The organism is Hydrogenophaga sp. Root209, assembly GCF_001428625.1.
Taxonomy (GTDB): domain Bacteria; phylum Pseudomonadota; class Gammaproteobacteria; order Burkholderiales; family Burkholderiaceae_C; genus Hydrogenophaga.
The window spans coordinates 140,734-159,730 of record NZ_LMIE01000029.1 but is presented as its reverse complement, the minus strand read 5'-3'; the positions used below and the strand labels follow the sequence as shown (position 1 = coordinate 159,730).

The 18,997-nt window shown below is 65.4% G+C and carries 17 protein-coding genes; 13 read left to right on the top strand and 4 right to left on the bottom strand.

Going from position 1 to position 18,997, the window contains the following annotated elements:
* The first annotated feature begins 17 nt into the window (after positions 1–17).
* The 4 genes from ASE11_RS14265 to guaD all read left to right on the top strand — a co-directional run bounded on the left by ASE11_RS14265 (position 18) and on the right by guaD (position 4,555).
* Positions 18–1,031 (top strand): aromatic ring-hydroxylating oxygenase subunit alpha, encoded by a 1,014-nt coding sequence (locus ASE11_RS14265; RefSeq protein WP_056272663.1) that lies wholly within the window; start codon positions 18–20, stop codon positions 1,029–1,031.
* Between the two features lie 16 nt (positions 1,032–1,047).
* Entirely contained in the window at positions 1,048–2,052 is a 1,005-nt protein-coding gene (locus ASE11_RS14260; RefSeq protein WP_082585788.1) for an adenosine deaminase, read from the top strand.
* Between the two features lie 72 nt (positions 2,053–2,124).
* Entirely contained in the window at positions 2,125–3,219 is a 1,095-nt protein-coding gene (locus tag ASE11_RS14255; RefSeq protein ID WP_056272659.1) for a BMP family ABC transporter substrate-binding protein, read from the top strand.
* A 55-nt stretch (positions 3,220–3,274) separates the two neighbouring features.
* Positions 3,275–4,555, top strand: coding sequence for a guanine deaminase (gene guaD / locus ASE11_RS14250; protein ID WP_056272656.1), 1,281 nt, complete (start codon positions 3,275–3,277; stop codon positions 4,553–4,555).
* Between the two features lie 12 nt (positions 4,556–4,567).
* On the opposite strand, the gene ASE11_RS14245 is transcribed toward guaD, so the two are convergent.
* The 3 genes from ASE11_RS14245 to ASE11_RS14235 are packed head-to-tail and all read right to left on the bottom strand — an operon-like array spanning position 4,568 to position 7,602.
* Positions 4,568–5,575: a cytochrome d ubiquinol oxidase subunit II gene (locus ASE11_RS14245; RefSeq protein ID WP_056272655.1), complete on the bottom strand. Its 1,008-nt coding sequence runs from the start codon at positions 5,573–5,575 to the stop codon at positions 4,568–4,570.
* A 17-nt stretch (positions 5,576–5,592) separates the two neighbouring features.
* On the bottom strand, positions 5,593–6,960 hold the full coding sequence (locus ASE11_RS14240) for a cytochrome ubiquinol oxidase subunit I (protein ID WP_056272653.1): 1,368 nt from the start codon (positions 6,958–6,960) through the stop codon (positions 5,593–5,595).
* Positions 6,961–6,999: 39 nt separating this feature from the next.
* Positions 7,000–7,602 (bottom strand): GbsR/MarR family transcriptional regulator, encoded by a 603-nt coding sequence (locus ASE11_RS14235; RefSeq protein ID WP_056272650.1) that lies wholly within the window; start codon positions 7,600–7,602, stop codon positions 7,000–7,002.
* A 124-nt stretch (positions 7,603–7,726) separates the two neighbouring features.
* Between ASE11_RS14235 and dcd the strand changes: the two genes are divergently transcribed.
* The 4 genes from dcd to ASE11_RS14215 all read left to right on the top strand — a co-directional run bounded on the left by dcd (position 7,727) and on the right by ASE11_RS14215 (position 12,096).
* Positions 7,727–8,299, top strand: a complete 573-nt coding sequence (gene dcd / locus ASE11_RS14230; RefSeq protein WP_056272648.1) for a dCTP deaminase — start codon at positions 7,727–7,729, stop codon at positions 8,297–8,299.
* Positions 8,300–8,458: 159 nt separating this feature from the next.
* Positions 8,459–9,562: a fatty acid desaturase gene (locus ASE11_RS14225; RefSeq protein WP_056272646.1), complete on the top strand. Its 1,104-nt coding sequence runs from the start codon at positions 8,459–8,461 to the stop codon at positions 9,560–9,562.
* A 57-nt stretch (positions 9,563–9,619) separates the two neighbouring features.
* Entirely contained in the window at positions 9,620–10,507 is an 888-nt protein-coding gene (locus tag ASE11_RS14220; RefSeq protein WP_056272645.1) for a neutral zinc metallopeptidase, read from the top strand.
* Positions 10,508–10,575: 68 nt separating this feature from the next.
* On the top strand, positions 10,576–12,096 hold the full coding sequence (locus ASE11_RS14215; RefSeq protein WP_056274180.1) for a DEAD/DEAH box helicase: 1,521 nt from the start codon (positions 10,576–10,578) through the stop codon (positions 12,094–12,096).
* Positions 12,097–12,119: 23 nt separating this feature from the next.
* On the opposite strand, the gene ASE11_RS14210 is transcribed toward ASE11_RS14215, so the two are convergent.
* Entirely contained in the window at positions 12,120–12,959 is an 840-nt protein-coding gene (locus ASE11_RS14210; RefSeq protein ID WP_056272642.1) for a symmetrical bis(5'-nucleosyl)-tetraphosphatase, read from the bottom strand.
* A gap of 9 nt (positions 12,960–12,968) precedes the next feature.
* On the opposite strand from ASE11_RS14210, the gene ASE11_RS14205 reads away from it, so the two are divergent.
* The 5 genes from ASE11_RS14205 (at position 12,969) to ASE11_RS14185 (ending at position 18,990) form a co-directional block, all read left to right on the top strand.
* The gene (locus tag ASE11_RS14205) at positions 12,969–14,279 is read left to right on the top strand and encodes a hemolysin family protein (RefSeq protein ID WP_056272639.1); all 1,311 of its coding nucleotides are present in this window, start codon (positions 12,969–12,971) and stop codon (positions 14,277–14,279) included.
* A 136-nt stretch (positions 14,280–14,415) separates the two neighbouring features.
* On the top strand, positions 14,416–15,879 hold the full coding sequence (locus ASE11_RS14200) for a form I ribulose bisphosphate carboxylase large subunit (protein ID WP_056272636.1): 1,464 nt from the start codon (positions 14,416–14,418) through the stop codon (positions 15,877–15,879).
* 12 nt (positions 15,880–15,891) lie between these two features.
* A complete protein-coding gene (locus ASE11_RS14195; protein WP_056272633.1) occupies positions 15,892–16,332 on the top strand; it encodes a ribulose bisphosphate carboxylase small subunit in 441 nt (146 codons plus the stop codon).
* Between the two features lie 11 nt (positions 16,333–16,343).
* A complete protein-coding gene (gene cbbX, locus ASE11_RS14190) occupies positions 16,344–17,291 on the top strand; it encodes a CbbX protein (protein ID WP_082585745.1) in 948 nt (315 codons plus the stop codon).
* Positions 17,292–17,508: 217 nt separating this feature from the next.
* The gene (locus ASE11_RS14185) at positions 17,509–18,990 is read left to right on the top strand and encodes an FG-GAP repeat protein (protein WP_056272630.1); all 1,482 of its coding nucleotides are present in this window, start codon (positions 17,509–17,511) and stop codon (positions 18,988–18,990) included.
* Positions 18,991–18,997 lie beyond the last annotated feature (7 nt).

Below are 18,997 nucleotides of genomic sequence, written 5' to 3'. Positions count from 1 at the left end.
GCTTGAATGAGACCCTCATGATCGAACAGCAACTCTGGCATCCGGTGATCACCTCAAATCAGGTGCGTGAAGCGCCTGTGGCCTGCGGGCTGCTCGGGCAGCCGCTGGTGTTGTGGCGCGAGCACACGCACGATGGAGACCGGGTGCACGCCTGGGCCGACCAATGTCCGCACCGCGGCGCCCGACTCTCGCTGGGCCGCGTGTTGATCGGCGTGCATGGCGCCCGCCTGGAGTGCCCGTACCACGGCTGGCAGTTCGGCCACAGCGGCCAGTGCCAGCTCATCCCGGCAGCGCCCGATTTCACGCCGCCCGCCGGCCACGCGGCCACGGTGTTCGAGGCACGTGAGCGTTTCGGGCTGGTGTGGGTGCGGCTTCAGACGCCGCAGCCCTCGCGCGGCGCGCTCGATGAACCGCCCGTGTTCGCCGTTGCTGAAGACCCCGCATGGCGACGCGTCGTCTGCGGCCCCTACGAACTCAACACCAGTGCGCCGCGCCTGGTGGAAAATTTCCTGGATCTCAGCCATTTTGGTTTCGTGCACGAAGGCTGGTTGGGCGAACGCAGCCACGCGCAGGTTGAGATCGGCCGAGTCGAGGAGGGCGCTGACGCGCTGGGGGTGGCTGGCGCACGTGCCTGGCAACCCCGCGCCTACGCCGGGGCCGACGAGGGCGCATGGATCGACTACCGCTACGACGTGCCACACCCTTTTGCCGCCATCCTGCGCAAGGACGCCAGCGCGGGCGACCCGGTGAGCAACGCGATCGCACTCTTCATCCGCCCGAACAGCGACACGACATGCACCGCCTGGTTCGTGATGGCCACCCAGGGCGATACGTCGAGCGACCAGGAACTGGTCGAATTCCAGGACACGGTGTTTGCGCAAGACCGCCCGGTGGTGGAGTCGCAGACACCGCGCTCCCTGCCCATCGGCCGCACCCAGCCCATCACCGAAGTGCACGGGCCTGCCGACCGCGTGTCGAGCGCCTACCGCCGCTATCTGAAACGCCTTGAGATATCCCTGGGTACCTGTTGAAAGCATTGCTATGACCATGACCGCTGCCCAACTCGCCGCCGCCATCCCCAAGGCCGAGCTGCACATCCACATTGAGGGCTCGCTGGAGCCCGAACTGATCTTCGCGCTGGCACAGCGCAACGGCCTGAGCCTGCCCTGTGCGAGTGTGGAGGCGCTGCGCGAGGCCTACGCCTTCGCCAACCTGCAGAGTTTTCTGGACATTTACTACGCGGGTGCCAGCGTGCTGCTGCACGAGGCTGATTTCCACGACATGGCCTGGGCCTACTTCCTGCATGCCAAGGCGGACAACGTCGTGCACGCCGAACTGTTCTTCGACCCGCAAACCCACACAGCGCGCGGCGTGCCCATGGCCACCGTGATCCAGGGCCTGTCCAGCGCCTGCGATCGCGCGCAGGCCGAACTCGGCATCAGTGCCTCATTGATCCTTTGTTTCCTGCGTCACCTCAGTGAAGAAGAGGCGTTTGCCACGCTCGAAGCTGCGCTGCCCTACCGCGAGCACTTCATCGGCGTGGGCCTGGATTCGAGCGAGGTGGGCCACCCGCCAGCGAAGTTCTCGCGCGTGTTCGCGCGTTGCCGCGAACTCGGGCTGCGCATCGTTGCGCACGCGGGTGAAGAGGGGCCGCCGGCCTACATTTGGGAAGCGCTCAACGATCTGAAGACCGAACGCATCGACCACGGCGTGCGTTCGCTCGAAGATCCCGTTCTCGTGGCCGAGCTCGCCAGGCGCCGCACGCCGCTCACCGTGTGCCCGTTGTCCAACCTCAAGCTCTGCGTGGTCAACGACCTGAAGGACCACCCGATGAAGCGCTTGCTCGACGCCGGCCTGTGCGCCACCGTCAACAGCGACGACCCGGCCTACTTTGGCGGCTACATGAACGCCAACTTCGTGCAGACGGTGCAGGCCCTCGATCTGTCGCGAGAGGATGTGATCACGCTGGCACGCAACAGCTTCGAGGCCAGCTTCGTGAGCGATGCACGCCGTGCTGAGCTGATGGCCTTGCTGGACAACGCGATAGCCTAAAATCCTCATCTCGCGAGCCCGGTGCTTCCCCGGCTCGCGTTTTCATTCACGGAAGCCATGTAGAGGACCACCATGTACAAAAACCTCGTGGCCCGGTGCGCCTGCGCACTGGCGGCTGCCAGTTTTTCCATTCCCTTTTCCACCCACGCACAAGCCCCGGCGCCCACGCCGCTGAAGGCCGCGTTCGTCTATGTCGCACCCCTCACGCCCGCAGGCTGGGTGCGCCAGCACGAGCAGGGGCGTCTGGCGGTGCAGACCGCGCTGGGCAGCCGCGTGGAGACCCGCTTTGTCGAGAACGTGCCCGAAGGGGCGGACGCCGAGCGCGTGATTCGCGACCTGGCGCAGCAGGGCCACCGCATCATCTTCACGCCGAGCTTTGGCTACATGGAGCCCACGCTCAAGGTGGCGCGCGAGTTCCCTGATGTGAAGTTCGAGTCCATCACCGGTTACAAGACCGCGCCCAACGTGGCCACGGCGAACGCGCGCTACTACGAAGGCCGCTATCTGGCCGGTGTGGCCGCCGGCCGCATGGCCACGCAGGCCGGTTATGTGGCGGGCTTTCCCATCCCTGAGGTGATCCAGGGCATCAACGCCTTCACGCTGGGCATGCGCTCGGTCAACCCCAAGGCCACGGTGCGTGTGGTGTTCCTGGGTGAGTGGTTCAACCCGCCGCGCGAGCGCGACGCGGCCATGACCCTCATGAACCAGGGCGCCGAGGTGCTGGCCTTTCACACCGGCTCCACCGCCGTGATGACCGCCGCGCAAGAGCGCGGCAAGCTGGCCGTGGCCTACCACTCCGACATGCGCCAGTTCGCCCCTGACGCGCAGATCGTGGCCGTGACCCACCTCTGGGGTGACTACTACACGCGCCGCGTGCAGGCCGTGCTCGATGGCACCTGGCAGAGCGGCAGCGTGTGGGGTGGTGTGAAGGACGGCATGATCCGCGTCGACGGTTTTGGCAGCAAGGTGCCGGCCTCCGTGCGCAACGAGGTGCTGGCGCGCCAGGCCGACATGGCGGCTGGCCGGCTGCAGGTGTTCGCCAGCGCCAGCGGTGTGCGTGACAACGAAGGTCGCATGGCGATTGCCGCGGGGCAGTCGCTCACCGACCCCGAGATTCTGGGCATGAAGTGGCTGGCCGAGGGCGCGCTGGCCAAGATGGATCGATGACCGTCATGTCCCTTTCGGTATGTCGGGCGCTCTTCATGGCACTAAGCTCGTTTCCATGAAAGCCTACCGAGCGTCCCTCCTGCGTTTTGCCGACGACCAGTCTCCCGTGTTCGAGGCCGATGGCCTGCTGGTCGTGGGGCCGGACGCCAAGGGTCAATCGGTCGTGCGTGCCGTGGGTGACCACGCCACGCTGATCGACCGCTTCCCCGGTGTGGCCGTGGAAGACCTGAGCGGCAAGATCATTGCGCCGGGTTTTGTGGACATGCACATCCACTATCCGCAGACGGATGTGATCGGTGCGCCGGCAGCGGGTCTGCTGCCCTGGCTGGAGAACTACACCTTTCCGCACGAGTCGCGGTTCAAGGACGTCGATCATGCGGGGGAGGTGGCCAGCTTCTTCTTCGATGAACTGGGTCGCCATGGCGTGACCACCGCGCTGACCTTTGCCACCTCGCATCCGGCTTCGGTGAACGCGGCGTTTGAAGAAGCGCAGCGCCGTGGCCTGCGTTTCATCACCGGCAAGGTGCTGCAGGACCGCCACAGCCCCGATGGCGTTCGCGACGACACCGAACAGAGCCTGATCGACACCGAGGAATTGATCCAGCGCTGGCACGGCGTGGACAGACTGGGCTATGCCATCACGCCGCGCTTCGCGCCCACCAGCACACCGGCGCAGCTGCGTGGTGCGGGCGACCTGGCCGCGAAGTACCCCGACGTGTGGATCCAGTCGCACGTGGCGGAAAACGTGGACGAAGTGCGCTGGGCGGCCGAGCTGTTTCCCCAGGCGCGCAGCTACCTGGGTGTGTATGGCGATTTCGGTCTGCTGCGCGAGCGTGCGGTGTACGCGCACTGCATCCACCTCGATGCCGCCGACCGCGCGCTCATGGCGCAGACCGGCGCGGTGGCGGCGGTGAGCCCCACGAGCAACCTGTTTCTGGGCAGCGGCTTCTTTGACTTTGCAGCGGCCGACGCGGCGGGCATGGGTTACGGACTGGCGAGCGACGTGGGCGGTGGCACCAGTTTTTCGCCATTCCACACCATGCTGGCGGCGTACTGCGTGGGCCGCGAAGGCCAGAGCAAGGCCGGGCTGAGCCTCACGCCGGGCCAGCTCTGGTGGCAACACACGGCGGGTGCGGCGCGCGCGCTCGGACTGACCGGTGTGGTGGGCAACCTGCAACCTGGGAACGAAGCCGACTTCGTGGTGCTGAATCCCCAGGCCACACCGCTGCTGGCCCGCAAGACATCCCAGGCCAACAGCCTCGACGAGCTGCTGTTTGCGCTCATCGTGCTGGGTGATGACAGGGTGATTGAACGCACGGTGATCGCCGGGCGCTGACGATCAGCCGGTTCAGGTGTACGTGAGATCTCTGGCTTTCCCCCAGAACACCCGATACATGTAGATCGTGTAGACGATGATCATCGGCAACGTGATCGCCACGCCCACAAAGATCACGGTGAGCGAACCGGTGGAGATGGCCGCTTCCCAGACCGTCATGCGGCCGATGACGATGTCGGGGAAGATGCTGTAGGCCAGACCGAAGAAGGCCAGCACGAAGATCAGCACTGTGGACGCGAACACCACCCAGCCGTAGCCCGCCTTCACCACATCCGGATGTGTCACCACCCAGCGCACCGCGAAGAAGGCGATCGCGCAGCTCAATGGAATCGGCATCAGGGCAAACACCTCGGGCACGCTGAACCATTTGGCCACCACGCCAGCGTTCACCAGCGGTGTGGCCAACGAAATCGCCACCAGCGCAACGCCCATGGGCCACAAAACGCGCCTTGCCCAACCCACCGCGTGTTCCTGCAGCTCGCCTTCGGTTTTCATGATCAACCAGCCCGCGCCGAGCAGGATGTAGGCCGCGGGCAGGGTGATTGCAATGCCCAGGCTGAACGTCAGGCCCAGCCAGCCGCTGTCGAAACCCGTGATGTAGCTGCCCAGCATCCAGCCCTGCGAGGTACTCGCCAGAAGCGAGCCGATGAAGAAGGCGCGGTTCCAGAACGGCAGGTAGCGCGTCGGTGCCTTGACGCGAAAGTCGAACGCCACGCCGCGCAGGATCAGGCCGATCAGCATCACCGCCACCGGCAGGTACAGCGCCTGCAGCACCAGACCGTGCGCAAATGGAAACGCCACGAGCAGCACCCCCACGCCCAGCACCAGCCAGGTCTCGTTGGCGTCCCAGAACGGCCCGATGCTCGAGATCATGGTGTCCTTTTGTTCCTTGCTGGTGGCCAGCGGCAACAGCAGGCCCACGCCGAGGTCGTAGCCATCGAGGACCACATAGGCCAGCAGGGCCAGGCCCATCACGGCGAGAAAGATGAGTGGGAGCACTTCGGCCCAGGTCGTGTTCATGGTGTGTTCTCGCTCGTTCAGACGCCGGCTTTGCCGAGTTCGGCGCCGTGGGGGGCTTCGGGGGCGTGCTTGAACGGGTGTTCGGCCATGTACTTCAGCACCCCCACGTAGGTGACGAGCAGCAGGCCGTACACGATCAGGTAGGCGGTCAGGGTGGTCGCGATCATGGGGGAAGGCAGGCTGGTGGCCACCTCGGCTGTGCGCAGATGGCCATACACGATGAAGGGCTGGCGACCGATCTCGGTGACGTACCAACCCGAGAGCGTGGCCAGCCACCCTGAGAAGGTCATGGCGGCCAGCACGTAGAGCGCGGCTCGCGGCAACGCCACCTCGCCCGGTGCGGTTTCGCGGCGTCTGCGCCACAGCAGCCAGGCTGATGCCCAGGCCACCATCAGCATCAGGGTGCCCACGCCGACCATCACGCGGAAGGCCCAGAAGATCGGTGCCACCGGCGGATGCGCGCCGGGGAATTCATTGAGGCCCTTGAGTTCGGCGTCCATGTCGTGCGCGAGGATCAGGCTGGCCATCTTCGGGATCTTCACCGCGTAATGCGTGACGCCCGCAGCCTCGTCCGGAATGCCGAACAGCGTCAGTGGCGCGCTCTTCTCGGTGTGCCAGATGCCCTCCAGCGCGGCGATCTTGGCGGGTTGATGCTCCAGCGTGTTCAGGCCGTGCAGGTCGCCCGCGACGAATTGCAGCGGGATCGCGGCCGCAGCAGCCATCACGGCCGTGCGCAAGGCCTTGTGCGTGCCTCCGGTGGCGCTGCCCTTGATGAGCTGCCAGGCGCTCAGGCCCGCAATGAGAAACGAAGCGGTGAGCGTGGAAGCGAGCAACTTGTGCGCGAGGCGGTAGGGGAAGGAGGGGTTGAAGACCACGGCCAGCCAATCGACCGGTATGAACTTCCCGTCGACGATCTCGAAGCCGGCGGGCGTCTGCATCCACGAGTTCAAGCTCAGGATCCAGAACGCCGAGAGGGTGGTGCCGAACGCGACGAGGAAGGTGGCGATCAGGTGCACGCGCGCGCTCACCCGCCCTCGCCCGAAGAGCATGATGCCGAGGAAGCTCGCCTCGAGAAAGAACGCGGTGATCACCTCGTAGCCGAGCAAGGGCCCAGAGATGTCCCCGGTCTTTTCCATGAAGCCCGGCCAGTTCGTGCCGAACTGGAAACTCATGACCAGACCCGAGACCACGCCGAGCGCGAACGACAGCGCGAACACCTTGGTCCAGAAGTAGTACGCCTCTTCCCACGCCGGGTCTTGCGTGCGGATATGTCGTATCCGGAAATACAACAGGAACCAGCCCAGCGCGATCGTGATCGTCGGGAACAGAATGTGAAAGCTGATGTTGGCTGCGAACTGCATTCGCGACAGGATCAAGGCGTCCATGGAGATGTCCGGTGCGGGTGGATCGGAAGGCGCAGGTGGTCAGGCCGCGTGGTCGAGCGGATCTTTTTGAGGCGCCTTGCGCGTGGGCGACTTGCCGGTGAGTCGATCCTTGAACTCAAGCACCTTGGTGACCGTGGAGCCCATGCCCATGAGCTGCATTGCGGTCTCGGGCGCGAGCTTCTGCACGTCGTCGAACCAGGTCATGAGGCGGTCGATCAGGTCGTGCATCTCGCGCATGCGGGCCTGGGCGTGGCGCTCGGCGTCGCTGCCGGGTTGCTCCAGCAGGGCCGTGCGCAGCATCGACAACGTGGGCTCCACTTCGCGGCGGCGGCGCTCCTCGGCCAGCACGCGGAAGATCTCCCACACGTCGGCCGGGGCTTCGAAGTATTCGCGCCGGTCGCCCGGCTGGTGGCGCAGGCGCACCAGGCGCCAGGCCTGCAGTTCTTTCAAGCCCATGCTCACGTTGGAACGCGAGAACTCCAGCGTCTCGGCGATGTCGTCGGCGTTGAGCGCCTGCGGCGAGATGAAGAGCAGGGCGTAGATCTGGCCAACGGTGCGGTTGATGCCCCACTTGCTCCCCATTTCTCCGAAGTGGGCAACGAATTCGCGGTTGAGGGGAGGGAGGTGGTCTTGCAAGGGCATGGGCGCCACTGTACCGTTGCCGGCCTGAGTTTTCAGTAATTACTGAAATTCCGGGAAGTTCGCGGGGTTACTGCGTTGGACCTGTCTGGCGGGGCCATGTTCTGAATCCCTACAATCGCGCCCCATGAGCATCAAAAGCGACAAATGGATCCGCCGCATGGCCGAAGAACACGGCCTGATTTCACCCTTCGAGCCCGGGCAGGTGCGGGCGGTCGATGGCAAGAAGGTGATCAGCTACGGCACCAGCAGCTACGGCTACGACATCCGCTGCGCGCCCGAATTCAAGGTGTTCACCAACATCCACAGCACGGTGGTCGATCCGAAGAATTTCGACGAGAACAGCTTCGTCGACATCAACAAGGATGTCTGCGTCATCCCGCCCAACAGTTTCGCGCTGGCGCGCACCATGGAGTACTTCCGCATCCCGCGCAATGTGCTCACCATCTGCCTGGGCAAGAGCACCTACGCGCGCTGCGGCATCATCGTCAACGTCACGCCCTTCGAGCCCGAGTGGGAAGGTTACGTGACGCTGGAGTTCAGCAACACCACGCCATTACCGGCCAAGATCTACGCGGGCGAAGGCTGCGCCCAGGTGCTGTTCTTCGAAAGCGACAAGGACGATGTCTGCGAGGTCAGCTACAAGGACCGTGGCGGCAAGTACCAAGGGCAGACCGGGGTGACGTTGCCCAAGGCTTGAACAAGGCCCACCCCCGCCGCGCTGCGCGCGACCCCCTCAGGGGGCAACACCTGCGGCCCGGCAATGCCGGTTCCGCGGTGTTCTGGACTGTCGTTCCTTCGCCGATGGCTTGACTTGTATCAAGGCCTCACGGGAAGTGCGCCAGTAGCATCGGTTGCCATGTCCAGCAATCCCGTCTTCCACTCTTCGCCCGACCCCATTCCCGCCTGTCAGCCACTGCCACACCGCAAGGTGATCCGCAGCTGGCTCACACCCATCGTCGAACGCCGCACCGCGCGCGCCATCGCCTTGCTGGCGCTTGACTGGATGATCTTTGCCGCGCTGATGGTGGCCACCGTGATGCTGTCGGCCTGGTGGGCCAAGCTGCTGTGTGGCCTGGCTGCGGGCTTCATGATCGGGCGGCTGTTCATCATCGGCCACGACGCCTGCCACCAGAGCTACACGCCGCACCGTGGGCTCAACCGGGTGCTCGGCCGCATCGCCATGCTGCCCTCGCTCACGCCCTACAGCCTGTGGGAGGTGGGGCACAACGTGGTGCACCACGGCTACACCAACCTCAAGGGCGTGGATTTCGTCTGGGCGCCGCTGACCCGCGCCGAGTTCGATGCCCTGAGCCCTGGTCAGCGCACCCTGGAGCGCCTCTACCGCAGCGGCTGGGGCCCGGCAGCCTACTACCTGGTGGAGATGTGGTGGAAGCGCATGTTCTTTCCGCACAAGACCTACCTGGGCACGCGTCGTGCCGAGTTTGTGTGGGACGGCCTGATCGTGGTGGCCACGGCCGCCGTGTGGATCGGCGCATTGGTGGCATCCGCCCTGGCCACTGATCAGTCGGTCGCTTGGCTCGTGGGCCTGGGCTTCGGCGTGCCCTTCCTGTTCTGGAACGCCATGATCGGTTTCGTGGTCTATGTGCACCACACCCACACCGCCGTGCAGTGGCACGACGACAAGGCCGCCTGGGCGCGCGCCGCGCCATTCGTGTCGACCACGGTGCACCTCACCTTTCCCTGGCGCATCGGCGCACTGCTGCACCACATCATGGAGCACACCGCGCACCATGTGGACATGAGCATCCCGCTCTACAAACTGGAGGGTGCGCAGCAACTGCTGGAAGACGCCTTGCCCGGGCGCATCACGGTGCAGCGTTTCTCGTGGCGCTGGTACTTCGACACCGCGCGCCGCTGCAAGCTCTACGATTTCAATCGCCGCTGCTGGACCGACTTTCAAGGCCGCCAGACCAGCGCCTGCCAGACGGCCACCGCCTGAGGTGTGGTGGCCGGATAATGGGCCGCGCAGCGACTCCCGCTGCCCAGGAGACGCAGCATGAAATGGGAAAACAACCGCGAGTCCGATCAGGTCGAGGACCGGCGCTCGCAACCGGGCGGTGGCTTCGGGGGCGGCCGGGGTATCGGCGGGCGTGGCATCGGCGTGGGCACCATCGCCGTGGCTCTGGTGGCCGGCTGGATCTTCGGCATCAATCCCCTGACCATCCTGGGGGCACTCAGTGGCGGTGACATGTCGCCGTCCGCCCAGGTGGAGACCACCCAGGGCCCGACCCAGGCACCCACCGACGACATGGGCCGCTTCGTGGCCTCGGTGCTGGGCGGCACCGAAGACGTGTGGGACCCCATGTTCCAGCAGGCCGGATCGACCTACCAGAAACCGCGCCTGGTGCTGTTTCGAGGCGCCACGCCCACAGCCTGCGGCACGGGCCAGTCGGCCATGGGGCCGTTCTACTGCCCGGGTGACCAGAAGGTCTACATCGACCTCGCTTTCTACGACACGCTGCGCAACCAGCTCGGCGCCCCGGGCGACTTCGCGCAGGCCTACGTGATCGCGCACGAAGTGGGTCACCATGTGCAGAACCTGCTGGGCATCACTGGCAAGATGGACGAGATGCGCGGCAAGGTGAGCCAGCGTGAGTTCAACGCCATGTCGGTGCGCGTCGAGTTGCAGGCCGACTGCTTTGCCGGCATCTGGGCACACCACAACCAGAAGACCGGCGCCATCCTGGAGCCCGGTGACGTGGAAGAGGCCATGAACGCGGCCGCCGCCATCGGCGACGATGCCCTGCAGCGCAAAAGTCAGGGGCAAATCGTGCCCGACAGCTTCACCCACGGCACAAGCGAGCAGCGCCAGCGCTGGTTCAACAGTGGCCTCAAGACAGGAAGCGTGCAGGCCTGTGACACCTTCAAGTCGACGGCACTCTGAGTGGCGATCTCGCGGACTTGGGCGAAAAACAGTCAAAGTGCGACAATACCGGGCTAACTTCGATGCCCATGACCCAATCTTTTTCTGAACTGTCCCTCTCTCCCGCCATCGAGCGTGCCGTGGCCGAAATGGGCTACGAGACCATGACGCCGATCCAGGCCCAGGCGATTCCCGTGGTGTTGCAAGGCCGTGACGTGATGGGCGCCGCCCAGACCGGCACCGGCAAGACAGCAGCCTTCACGCTGCCCCTGCTGCAACGCATGATGAAGCACGAGAACGCTTCCACATCGCCCGCGCGCCACCCCGTGCGCGCCCTGGTGCTGCTGCCCACACGCGAACTGGCCGACCAGGTGGCCGAGCAGGTCAAGCTGTATGCCAAGTACACCCAGCTGCGCAGCATGGTGGTGTTCGGCGGCATGGACATGAAGCCGCAGACGGCCGAACTGAAAAAGGGCGTGGAGGTTCTGGTGGCCACACCGGGCCGCCTGCTGGACCACATCGAAGCCAAGAACTGCGTGCTCAACCAGGTTGAATACGTGGTGCTCGACGAAGCCGACCGCATGCTCGACATCGGTTTCCTGCCCGACCTCCAGCGCATCCTCTCCTACCTGCCCAAGCAGCGCACCACGCTGCTGTTCTCGGCCACTTTCTCCACCGAGATCAAGCGCCTGGCCGGCAGCTACCTGCAGGACCCGGTGACGATCGAAGTGGCGCGCTCCAATGCCACCGCTTCCACCGTGGAGCAGCATTTCTACAGCGTCGACGACGACGACAAGCGCGGCGTGCTCAAGAAGATCCTGGCCGAGCGCGGCCTCAAGCAGGCCTTCGTGTTTGTCAACAGCAAGCTGGGCTGCGCGAGACTGGCGCGTTCGCTGGAGCGCGAGGGCCTGAACACCACCGCCCTGCATGGCGACAAGAGCCAGGACGAACGCCTCAAGGCGCTCGAAGCCTTCAAGAGCGGCGCGGTGGACTTGCTGGTCTGCACCGACGTGGCCGCGCGCGGTCTTGACATCAAGGATGTGCCTGCGGTGTTCAACTTCGACATCCCGTTCAACGCCGAAGACTATGTGCACCGCATCGGTCGCACGGGCCGTGCCGGTGCTTCAGGCCTGGCGGTGTCGTTCGTGAGCGCGCGCGACGCGCGCCTGATGGGTGACCTGGAAAAACTGCTGGGCAAGAAGCTCGAACTCGAGGCCCTCGAACTCGAAGCGGACAAACGTCCTGCGGGCCGCTTCAACGACGGCCAGCGCGCCTGGCAGACCCCCGAGGGTGAAGAGCGCCGCGAACCCCGCGAGAGCCGCCCGCCGCGCGATCGCGAATTCCGCGGCGAATCGCGTAGCGAAGGCCGCACCGCCCCGGTCAGCCGCCCCGTGCGCGCGCCTCGTGCCCCGGCCGACCCCTTGTTCGACAAACCCTACGAGCCCAGCGCCAGTGGTGACACACCACCTTCGTGGGAAGCCGCATCGCGTCCCACGGCGCGCACCGTGTCGCCCAACATCAAATCTCGCAAGAAAGTGCCGGCGCTGTTCAAGAGCGCACCCGCACCGGTGGTGGCCGAGCCGGTTCCTGCGCCGGTGCAGGAAGACTGAGCGCTGCCTTCAGCGGCGCGCGCTCAAAGCCCCTTGCCGGGCTTCCTGGCTTGGTCGCAGCGCACGCCGATGCGCTCCACCTCGCCGGGCGCGCTCAAGATGCGCGCCGCCGTCAGGCAACCTCCCCACACACAACCCGTGTCCAGCGGCAGAACGCCTTCGCGTTTCACCTCACCCAAGGTCGACCAGTGGCCGAACGCCACCGGGACGTCGGCCGTGCGCCGGCCCGGGACGTCGAACCACGGCATGAAACCCGGTGGCGCGGCATCAGCGCCCTCGGTGCTCGCGAACTCCATGACACCCTGCGCAGTGCAAAAGCGCAGTCGAGTGAACGCATTGACCACGACCCGCAGGCGATCGGAACCCTTGAGCGAATCGCTCCACAAGGCTGGCTCGTTGCCGTACATCTGCTGGAGGAAAGCGGTCCAGTCGGGGCTGCGCAGCGTGCTTTGCAGTTCCCGCGCGCGCGCCATCGTGTCGGCCACGTCCCACTGGGGCAACACGCCGGCGTGCACCATGAGCCAACCGTGTTCAAACAGCGCCATCGGGCACTGTCGCAGCCAGTCGAGCAGGGCGTCGCAGTCGGGTGCGGTGAGGATGTCGCCCACCGTGTCGCCGCGGTGTGGCTTGCGCACGCCGTGCGCGGCGGCCAGCAAGTGGAGGTCGTGGTTGCCCAGCAGACTGTGCGCGGACCCGTCGAGTGCGATCAGACGTCGCAACACCTTGAGCGAAGCCGGTCCGCGGTTGACCAGATCACCCAGCAGGTACAGCGTGTCGCGGCTTGCTGAGAAGTCCAGCTCGTCGAGCAGGCGGCCCAGCGGCTCGTCACACCCCTGCACATCCCCAATCATGTAAAGTGCCATCGGCCGATTATGGACATCCTCCTCATTGTTTTCCTCACGCTGCTCAACGGTGCGTTCGCCATGTCCGAGCTGGCACTGGCGTCCAGCCGCAAGGCTCGGTTGGCGGCGATGGCCGAGGCCGGTGACAAGGGCTCCATCACCGCGCTGAAGCTGCTGGAAAACCCCACGCAGTTCCTCTCCTCGGTGCAGGTCGGCATCACCTCCATCGGCATGCTCAACGGCATCGTGGGCGAGGCCGCGTTCAGCGACGATCTCGGCGTGTGGATGCAGTTGCAAGGCCTCACCGAGGCCACGGCCAACATCATGTCCACGGCCATCGTGGTGGTCGTCATCACCTTCATCACCATCGTCTTCGGCGAACTTGTGCCCAAGCGCATCGGCCAGCTGTATCCCGAAGCCGTCTCGCGTTGGGTCTCGCGCCCCATGGCCTTCGTGGCCAAAGCCGCCAAGCCTTTCGTGTGGCTGCTCACGCACACCACGCAGGGCATGCTCAAGCTGCTGCGCATCGACACCAACGCGGTGCAGCACGTGACCGAGGAAGAGATCAATGCCAGCCTGGAAGAGGGCGTGGACGCCGGCATCATCGAGGAGCACGAGCACCAGATGGTGCGCAACGTGTTTCTGCTCGACGACCGCCAACTCACCTCCATCATGGTGCCGCGCTCCGAGATTGAGTCGCTGGACGCGCAGGACACCATCAACGAGGCGGTCCAGCGTGCCTGGACCACCGGCCACTCGTGGTACCCGGTGTGCCGTGGCGGGCTCGACGACGTGGTGGGCGTCATTCACTTGCCGCGCATGCTCGCGCTGCAGGCCGAGGGCAACAACGAGACGCTGATGCGCCATGTGCAGCCGGCTGTGTTCGTGCCTGAAACGCTCACCGGCATGGAGCTGCTGGAGCAGTTCCGCGAACGCGCCACGCGCATGGTCTTCGTGGTGGACGAATACGGCGTGGTGCAGGGCCTGCTCACGCCGCTGGACATGCTGGAGGCCATCACCGGTGAACTCTCGCCACACGCCGCGGTGGACGCCTGGGCCACGCAGCGCGAAGACGGCGCGTGGTTGATCGACGGCGCCATGCCGGTGGCCGAACTCAAGTCACGCCTGGACATCGACGAACTGCCGGACGAGGACAAGGGCCGCTACAACACGGTGGCGGGCCTCATGCAGACGGTGGCGGGCGACCTGCTCGACCAGGCCGACAGCGTGGAGTGCGCGGGCTGGCGTTTCGAGGTGCTGGTTCTCGATGGCCGGCGCATCGATCAGGTGCTGATTTCGCACTTGCCGGAAGCCCAAACCGCTGTGGAAACCGACGGCTGACCTGTGGCGCCGCACCAAGCATCGAGGTTTCGATTAATCTTTTCTTAACTGAAATGCCAACAGGTTTTAATTTACCTTAGTCGACGTCGTTCCTACAGTCGGGTTGTGTTTGACAACCCAGACCCCAGGAGACAACGTGACCGACAACACCAGCAGCGTCATCACCGACGCGAAAAAGCGCTACAGCGCTGGCGTGCTCAAGTACCGCCAGATGGGCTACTGGCAGCCTGACTACGACATCAAGGACACCGACACGTTGTGCCTGTTCCGCATCACCCCGCAGGACGGCGTGGATCCGGTGGAAGCGGCGGCCGCGGTGGCGGGCGAGTCCAGCACCGCGACCTGGACGGTGGTGTGGACGGATCGACTCACAGCCTGCGACAGCTACCGCGCCAAGGCCTACAAGGTCGAGCCGGTGCCGGGGCGCCCAGGCGAGTACTTTGCCTGGGTGGCTTACGACCTGATCCTGTTCGAAGAAGGTTCCATTGCCAACATGACGGCCAGCCTGATCGGTAACGTGTTCAGCTTCAAGCCGTTGAAGGCAGCGCGTCTGGAAGACATCCGCGTGCCAGTGGCCTATGTCAAGACCTTCAAGGGCCCGCCCACTGGGTTGGTGGTCGAGCGCGAGCGTCTGGACAAGTTCGGTCGCCCGTTGTTGGGCGCCACCACCAAACCCAAGCTCGGCCTGTCTGGCCGCAACTACGGTCGCGTGGTGTACGAAGGCCTGAAGGGCGGGCTGGATTTCATGAAGGACGACGAGAACATCAACTCGCAGCCCTTCATGCACTGGCGCGACCGGTTTCTGTATGTGATGGACGCGGTGAACAAGGCCAGTGCGGCCACCGGCGAGGTCAAGGGCAGCTACCTGAACATCACTGCCGGCACGATGGAGGAGATGTACCGCCGTGCAGATTTTGCGAAGGAGCTGGGGTCGGTGATCGTGATGGTCGACCTGGTGATCGGCTGGACCGCGATCCAGTCGATGGCCGAATGGTGTCGTGCCAACGACATGCTGATGCACATGCACCGTGCGGGCCACGGCACCTACACCCGGCAGAAGAACCACGGCGTGAGCTTTCGCGTGATCGCCAAGTGGTTGCGCCTGGCAGGTTGCGACCACCTGCACACCGGCACCGCCGTGGGCAAGCTCGAAGGCGACCCCATGACGGTGCAGGGCTACTACAACGTTTGCCGCGACAGCTACACGAAGCAGGACTTGCAGCGCGGGCTGTTCTTCGACCAGGACTGGGCCGACCTGAAAAAGGTGATGCCGGTGGCCTCCGGCGGCATTCATGCCGGCCAGATGCACCAACTGATCGACCTCTTCGGCGACGACGTGGTGCTGCAGTTCGGTGGCGGCACGATCGGTCACCCGCAGGGTATTCAGGCTGGCGCCGTGGCCAACCGTGTGGCGCTGGAGTGCATGGTCAAGGCGCGAAACGAAGGCAAGAACATCCTGGAGGAAGGCCCGAGCATCCTGAGGAAGGCCGCCGAAGGCTGCAGCCCGCTGAAGGCCGCGCTCGACACCTGGGGCGAGATCAGCTTCAACTACACCAGCACCGACACGTCGGACTACGCCGTAACCCCAGCCGTCGCCTAAGGAGCAATCATCATGATGACCAACCCCACCGGCCGCCTCACGCAGGGCCAGTTCAGTTTTCTCCCCGACCTGACCGACGCCGAGATCGCGCTGCAGATCGAGTACGGCCTGAAGAAGGGCTACGCCTGGAGCGTCGAGTACACCGACGACCCGCACCCGCGCAACACCTATTGGGAGATGTTTGGCAATCCGATGTTCGACCTGAACGACGCCGCCGGCGTGATGGTGGAACTGCACGCCTGCCGCAAGACCTTCCCCAACCATTACATCCGCATGATGGCCTTCGACTCGACGCGCAACACCGAGTCGATCGTGATGAGCTTCATCGTCAACCGGCCCGCCACGGAGCCGGGCTTTGCCCTGTCGCGCCAAGAGATCGGGGGCCGCTCGATGCGCTACACGGTGCACAGCTACGCCACCGATACGCCCGAAGCAGAGCGCTACGGCCAGTAGGCGGGGGGGCCATGAACGCGCCGACTTACAACATCCCGGGGGCAGCGCCTGCCGCAGTCGTGTCTGCGTCGCCCGTGGTCGCCGAGAGCGGCGCGCGCACGGTCAACGAGGTGCTGGCGCAGAGTCAGGTCGAGTCGGTGATGGACGAACTGGACCGCGACCTCATCGGTCTCGTGCCGGTGAAGTCACGCATCCGCGACATCGCCGCGCTGCTGGTGGTCGACAAGTTGCGGCTGAACCTGGGCCTGCAGGCCCAGACCCCTTCGCTGCACATGAGCTTCACCGGCAATCCCGGCACCGGCAAGACCACGGTGGCCATGCGCATGGCAGAAATCCTGCACCGTCTGGGTTATGTGCGAAAGGGGCACGTGGTCAGCGTCACGCGTGACGACCTCGTGGGCCAATACATCGGCCACACGGCGCCCAAGACCAAGGAGGTGCTGAAGAAGGCCATGGGCGGCGTGCTCTTCATCGACGAGGCCTACTACCTGTACCGCCCCGAGAACGAGCGCGACTACGGACAGGAAGCGATCGAGATCCTGCTGCAGGTGATGGAGAACCAGCGCGACGATCTGGTGGTCATCCTCGCTGGCTACAAGGACCGCATGGACACCTTCTTCAAGTCCAACCCGGGCCTGTCGTCCCGTATTGCGCACCACCTCGACTTCCCGGACTACGGTCAAGGCGAGTTGCTGGACATCGCGGACCGCATGCTCGGCACGATGAACTACCGCTTTGGTGAAGGTGCGCGCGAGGCGTTCGAGAGCTACCTGCAGCGCCGCATCCCGCTGCCGCACTTCGCCAACGCGCGAAGCGTGCGCAACGCGCTCGACCGGGCCCGGCTGCGCCAGGCCAGCCGGCTGTTCGTCGATCGGGACCGCGAACTCACGCGCGACGATCTCACCACCCTCATGCCCGCCGACATTCTGGCCAGCCGGCTGTTCGCCGTTGAGTCCTGACGCGGTGGGGTGGACATTTGTCACGCGCGGTGGGCTGATTGCGTGAGAACTAGTTCATGAGTTCGGTTGAAAAGGTCATTTTGTAACGCCTTTGGAGTATGTTTGTCGAGGCTCTGATTGAAGACCATCTGCCCCACCAAACGACTGGCAGGCGAGGGCATACCGCCCGAGGCACCGCCGGATCGTTGCAGATCGACGATTCAACAGGACCTCCACCATGACCTCCCTCTTTCGACTTTGCGTGTCCGTGCCCCTGCTCGGGGTGTCCGCCTGGTTGAGCGCTTGTGCCAGCGACTCGGCGTCGCCCCTGCGCTCCACGCTGTTTTCCGTGGCCGCCCTGGAAAGTCTGGGCCTGCCCGCCACGCTCATGCCGGCAGCGAACACCCGCGTCGATCTGTCCCACCTGAGTGCATCCGATGCCGCGGCTGGTGATGTGTACGGATCGGCCGTGGCGCTTTCCCGGGACGGCAACACGCTGGCGGTGGGGGCCGATTTGAAAGCGGCGGGCCGCCCGGGCGACGGTTTGCCGGCAGCCGGCGCGGTGTACGTCTACACCCGCACGCCGCAGGGCTGGCGCGAGCAGGCGCGCCTGCGGGCCACCGTGCCCACCACCGGCAGCGGCTTTGGCCACAGCCTGTCCTTGTCCGACGATGGCAGCCGGCTTGCGGTCGGTGCGCCCTTCGAGTCGCACGACGGCGCGGGCGCCGACGCCGCCCTGGCTGGTGATCAAGGCACCGTGTACGTATTTGGTCGCGGTGACGGCGGCTGGGCATTGCAGTCGCGCCTGCTGGCATCGAAGGCGGGCAGCTTCGACTGGTTCGGCGTGAGCGTCTCGCTCTCGGGTCGGGGCGACACGGTGGCCGTGAGCGCCCACCGTCACGACGGTGGCGAGCCGCATGCCCGGCAAGCCGACAGCGGCGCCGTGTACGTGTTCAAGCACGGTGCCTCGGGCTGGACGGAACAGGTGGTCCTGGAAGCCTCCAACGCCCAGACCGGTGGCCGCCTGGGCACCAGCGTCGCGCTCTCCTTTGATGGCCTCACCCTGGCCGCCGGTGCACTCGCCTCGGGGCTGGGCGCTGTGCATGTGTTTCGCCAGGAAGCGGCGGGCTGGCGCGAGCAGGCCATCGTGACGTCGGCAGAAGCGACCCGGCAGAACCCGCTGGGCTCCCAGGTGCTGCTCTCTGCCGACGGCGCCACCCTCGCAGTGGGCGCGACCGCGCCGGACGGCACCGAGGCACGGCAGCGCTCGGCCGGCAGCGCCTACGTGTTTGTGCAACAGGGCGGCCAGTGGCATCAACAGGCCCGTGTGCGCGCGTCGAACGCCGACGTGGGCGATGCGTTTGGTGAGCGTCTGGCGCTCTCGGCCGATGGCCGCGTGCTGGCCGTCTCGGCGGCGTACGAAGCCAGCGCCACAGCGGGGCTCAATGGGGACCAGTCCGACAACAGCGTTCCGTCGGCCGGTGCCGTGTACCTGTATGCCCGCGAAGGCAAGCGCTGGAGCCAGACGGACTATGTGAAATCCCAGCGCACCCGGGCGGGTGACCTGTTTGGTTCGGCACTGGCGCTGTCGGGCGATGGCCGGCAACTGGCGGTGGGTGCGCGCCTGGAAGACGGTGCCGCCCCCTGGAGCCTCGGCGGCTTCTCGTTCGGTGAGCGCTCACAGAACAGCGGCGCCGTCCACCTGTACTCGCGCAGCTGACCGAGCC

Coding starts and splice junctions, on each gene's coding strand:
- ASE11_RS14265 (WP_056272663.1), top strand. CDS start 18: ATGATCGAACAGCAACTCTGGCATCCGGTGATCACCTCAAATCAGGTG.
- ASE11_RS14260 (WP_082585788.1), top strand. CDS start 1,048: ATGACCGCTGCCCAACTCGCCGCCGCCATCCCCAAGGCCGAGCTGCAC.
- ASE11_RS14255 (WP_056272659.1), top strand. CDS start 2,125: ATGTACAAAAACCTCGTGGCCCGGTGCGCCTGCGCACTGGCGGCTGCC.
- guaD (WP_056272656.1), top strand. CDS start 3,275: ATGAAAGCCTACCGAGCGTCCCTCCTGCGTTTTGCCGACGACCAGTCT.
- ASE11_RS14245 (WP_056272655.1), bottom strand. CDS start 5,575: ATGAACACGACCTGGGCCGAAGTGCTCCCACTCATCTTTCTCGCCGTG.
- ASE11_RS14240 (WP_056272653.1), bottom strand. CDS start 6,960: ATGGACGCCTTGATCCTGTCGCGAATGCAGTTCGCAGCCAACATCAGC.
- ASE11_RS14235 (WP_056272650.1), bottom strand. CDS start 7,602: ATGCCCTTGCAAGACCACCTCCCTCCCCTCAACCGCGAATTCGTTGCC.
- dcd (WP_056272648.1), top strand. CDS start 7,727: ATGAGCATCAAAAGCGACAAATGGATCCGCCGCATGGCCGAAGAACAC.
- ASE11_RS14225 (WP_056272646.1), top strand. CDS start 8,459: ATGTCCAGCAATCCCGTCTTCCACTCTTCGCCCGACCCCATTCCCGCC.
- ASE11_RS14220 (WP_056272645.1), top strand. CDS start 9,620: ATGAAATGGGAAAACAACCGCGAGTCCGATCAGGTCGAGGACCGGCGC.
- ASE11_RS14215 (WP_056274180.1), top strand. CDS start 10,576: ATGACCCAATCTTTTTCTGAACTGTCCCTCTCTCCCGCCATCGAGCGT.
- ASE11_RS14210 (WP_056272642.1), bottom strand. CDS start 12,959: ATGGCACTTTACATGATTGGGGATGTGCAGGGGTGTGACGAGCCGCTG.
- ASE11_RS14205 (WP_056272639.1), top strand. CDS start 12,969: ATGGACATCCTCCTCATTGTTTTCCTCACGCTGCTCAACGGTGCGTTC.
- ASE11_RS14195 (WP_056272633.1), top strand. CDS start 15,892: ATGATGACCAACCCCACCGGCCGCCTCACGCAGGGCCAGTTCAGTTTT.
- cbbX (WP_082585745.1), top strand. CDS start 16,344: ATGAACGCGCCGACTTACAACATCCCGGGGGCAGCGCCTGCCGCAGTC.
- ASE11_RS14185 (WP_056272630.1), top strand. CDS start 17,509: ATGACCTCCCTCTTTCGACTTTGCGTGTCCGTGCCCCTGCTCGGGGTG.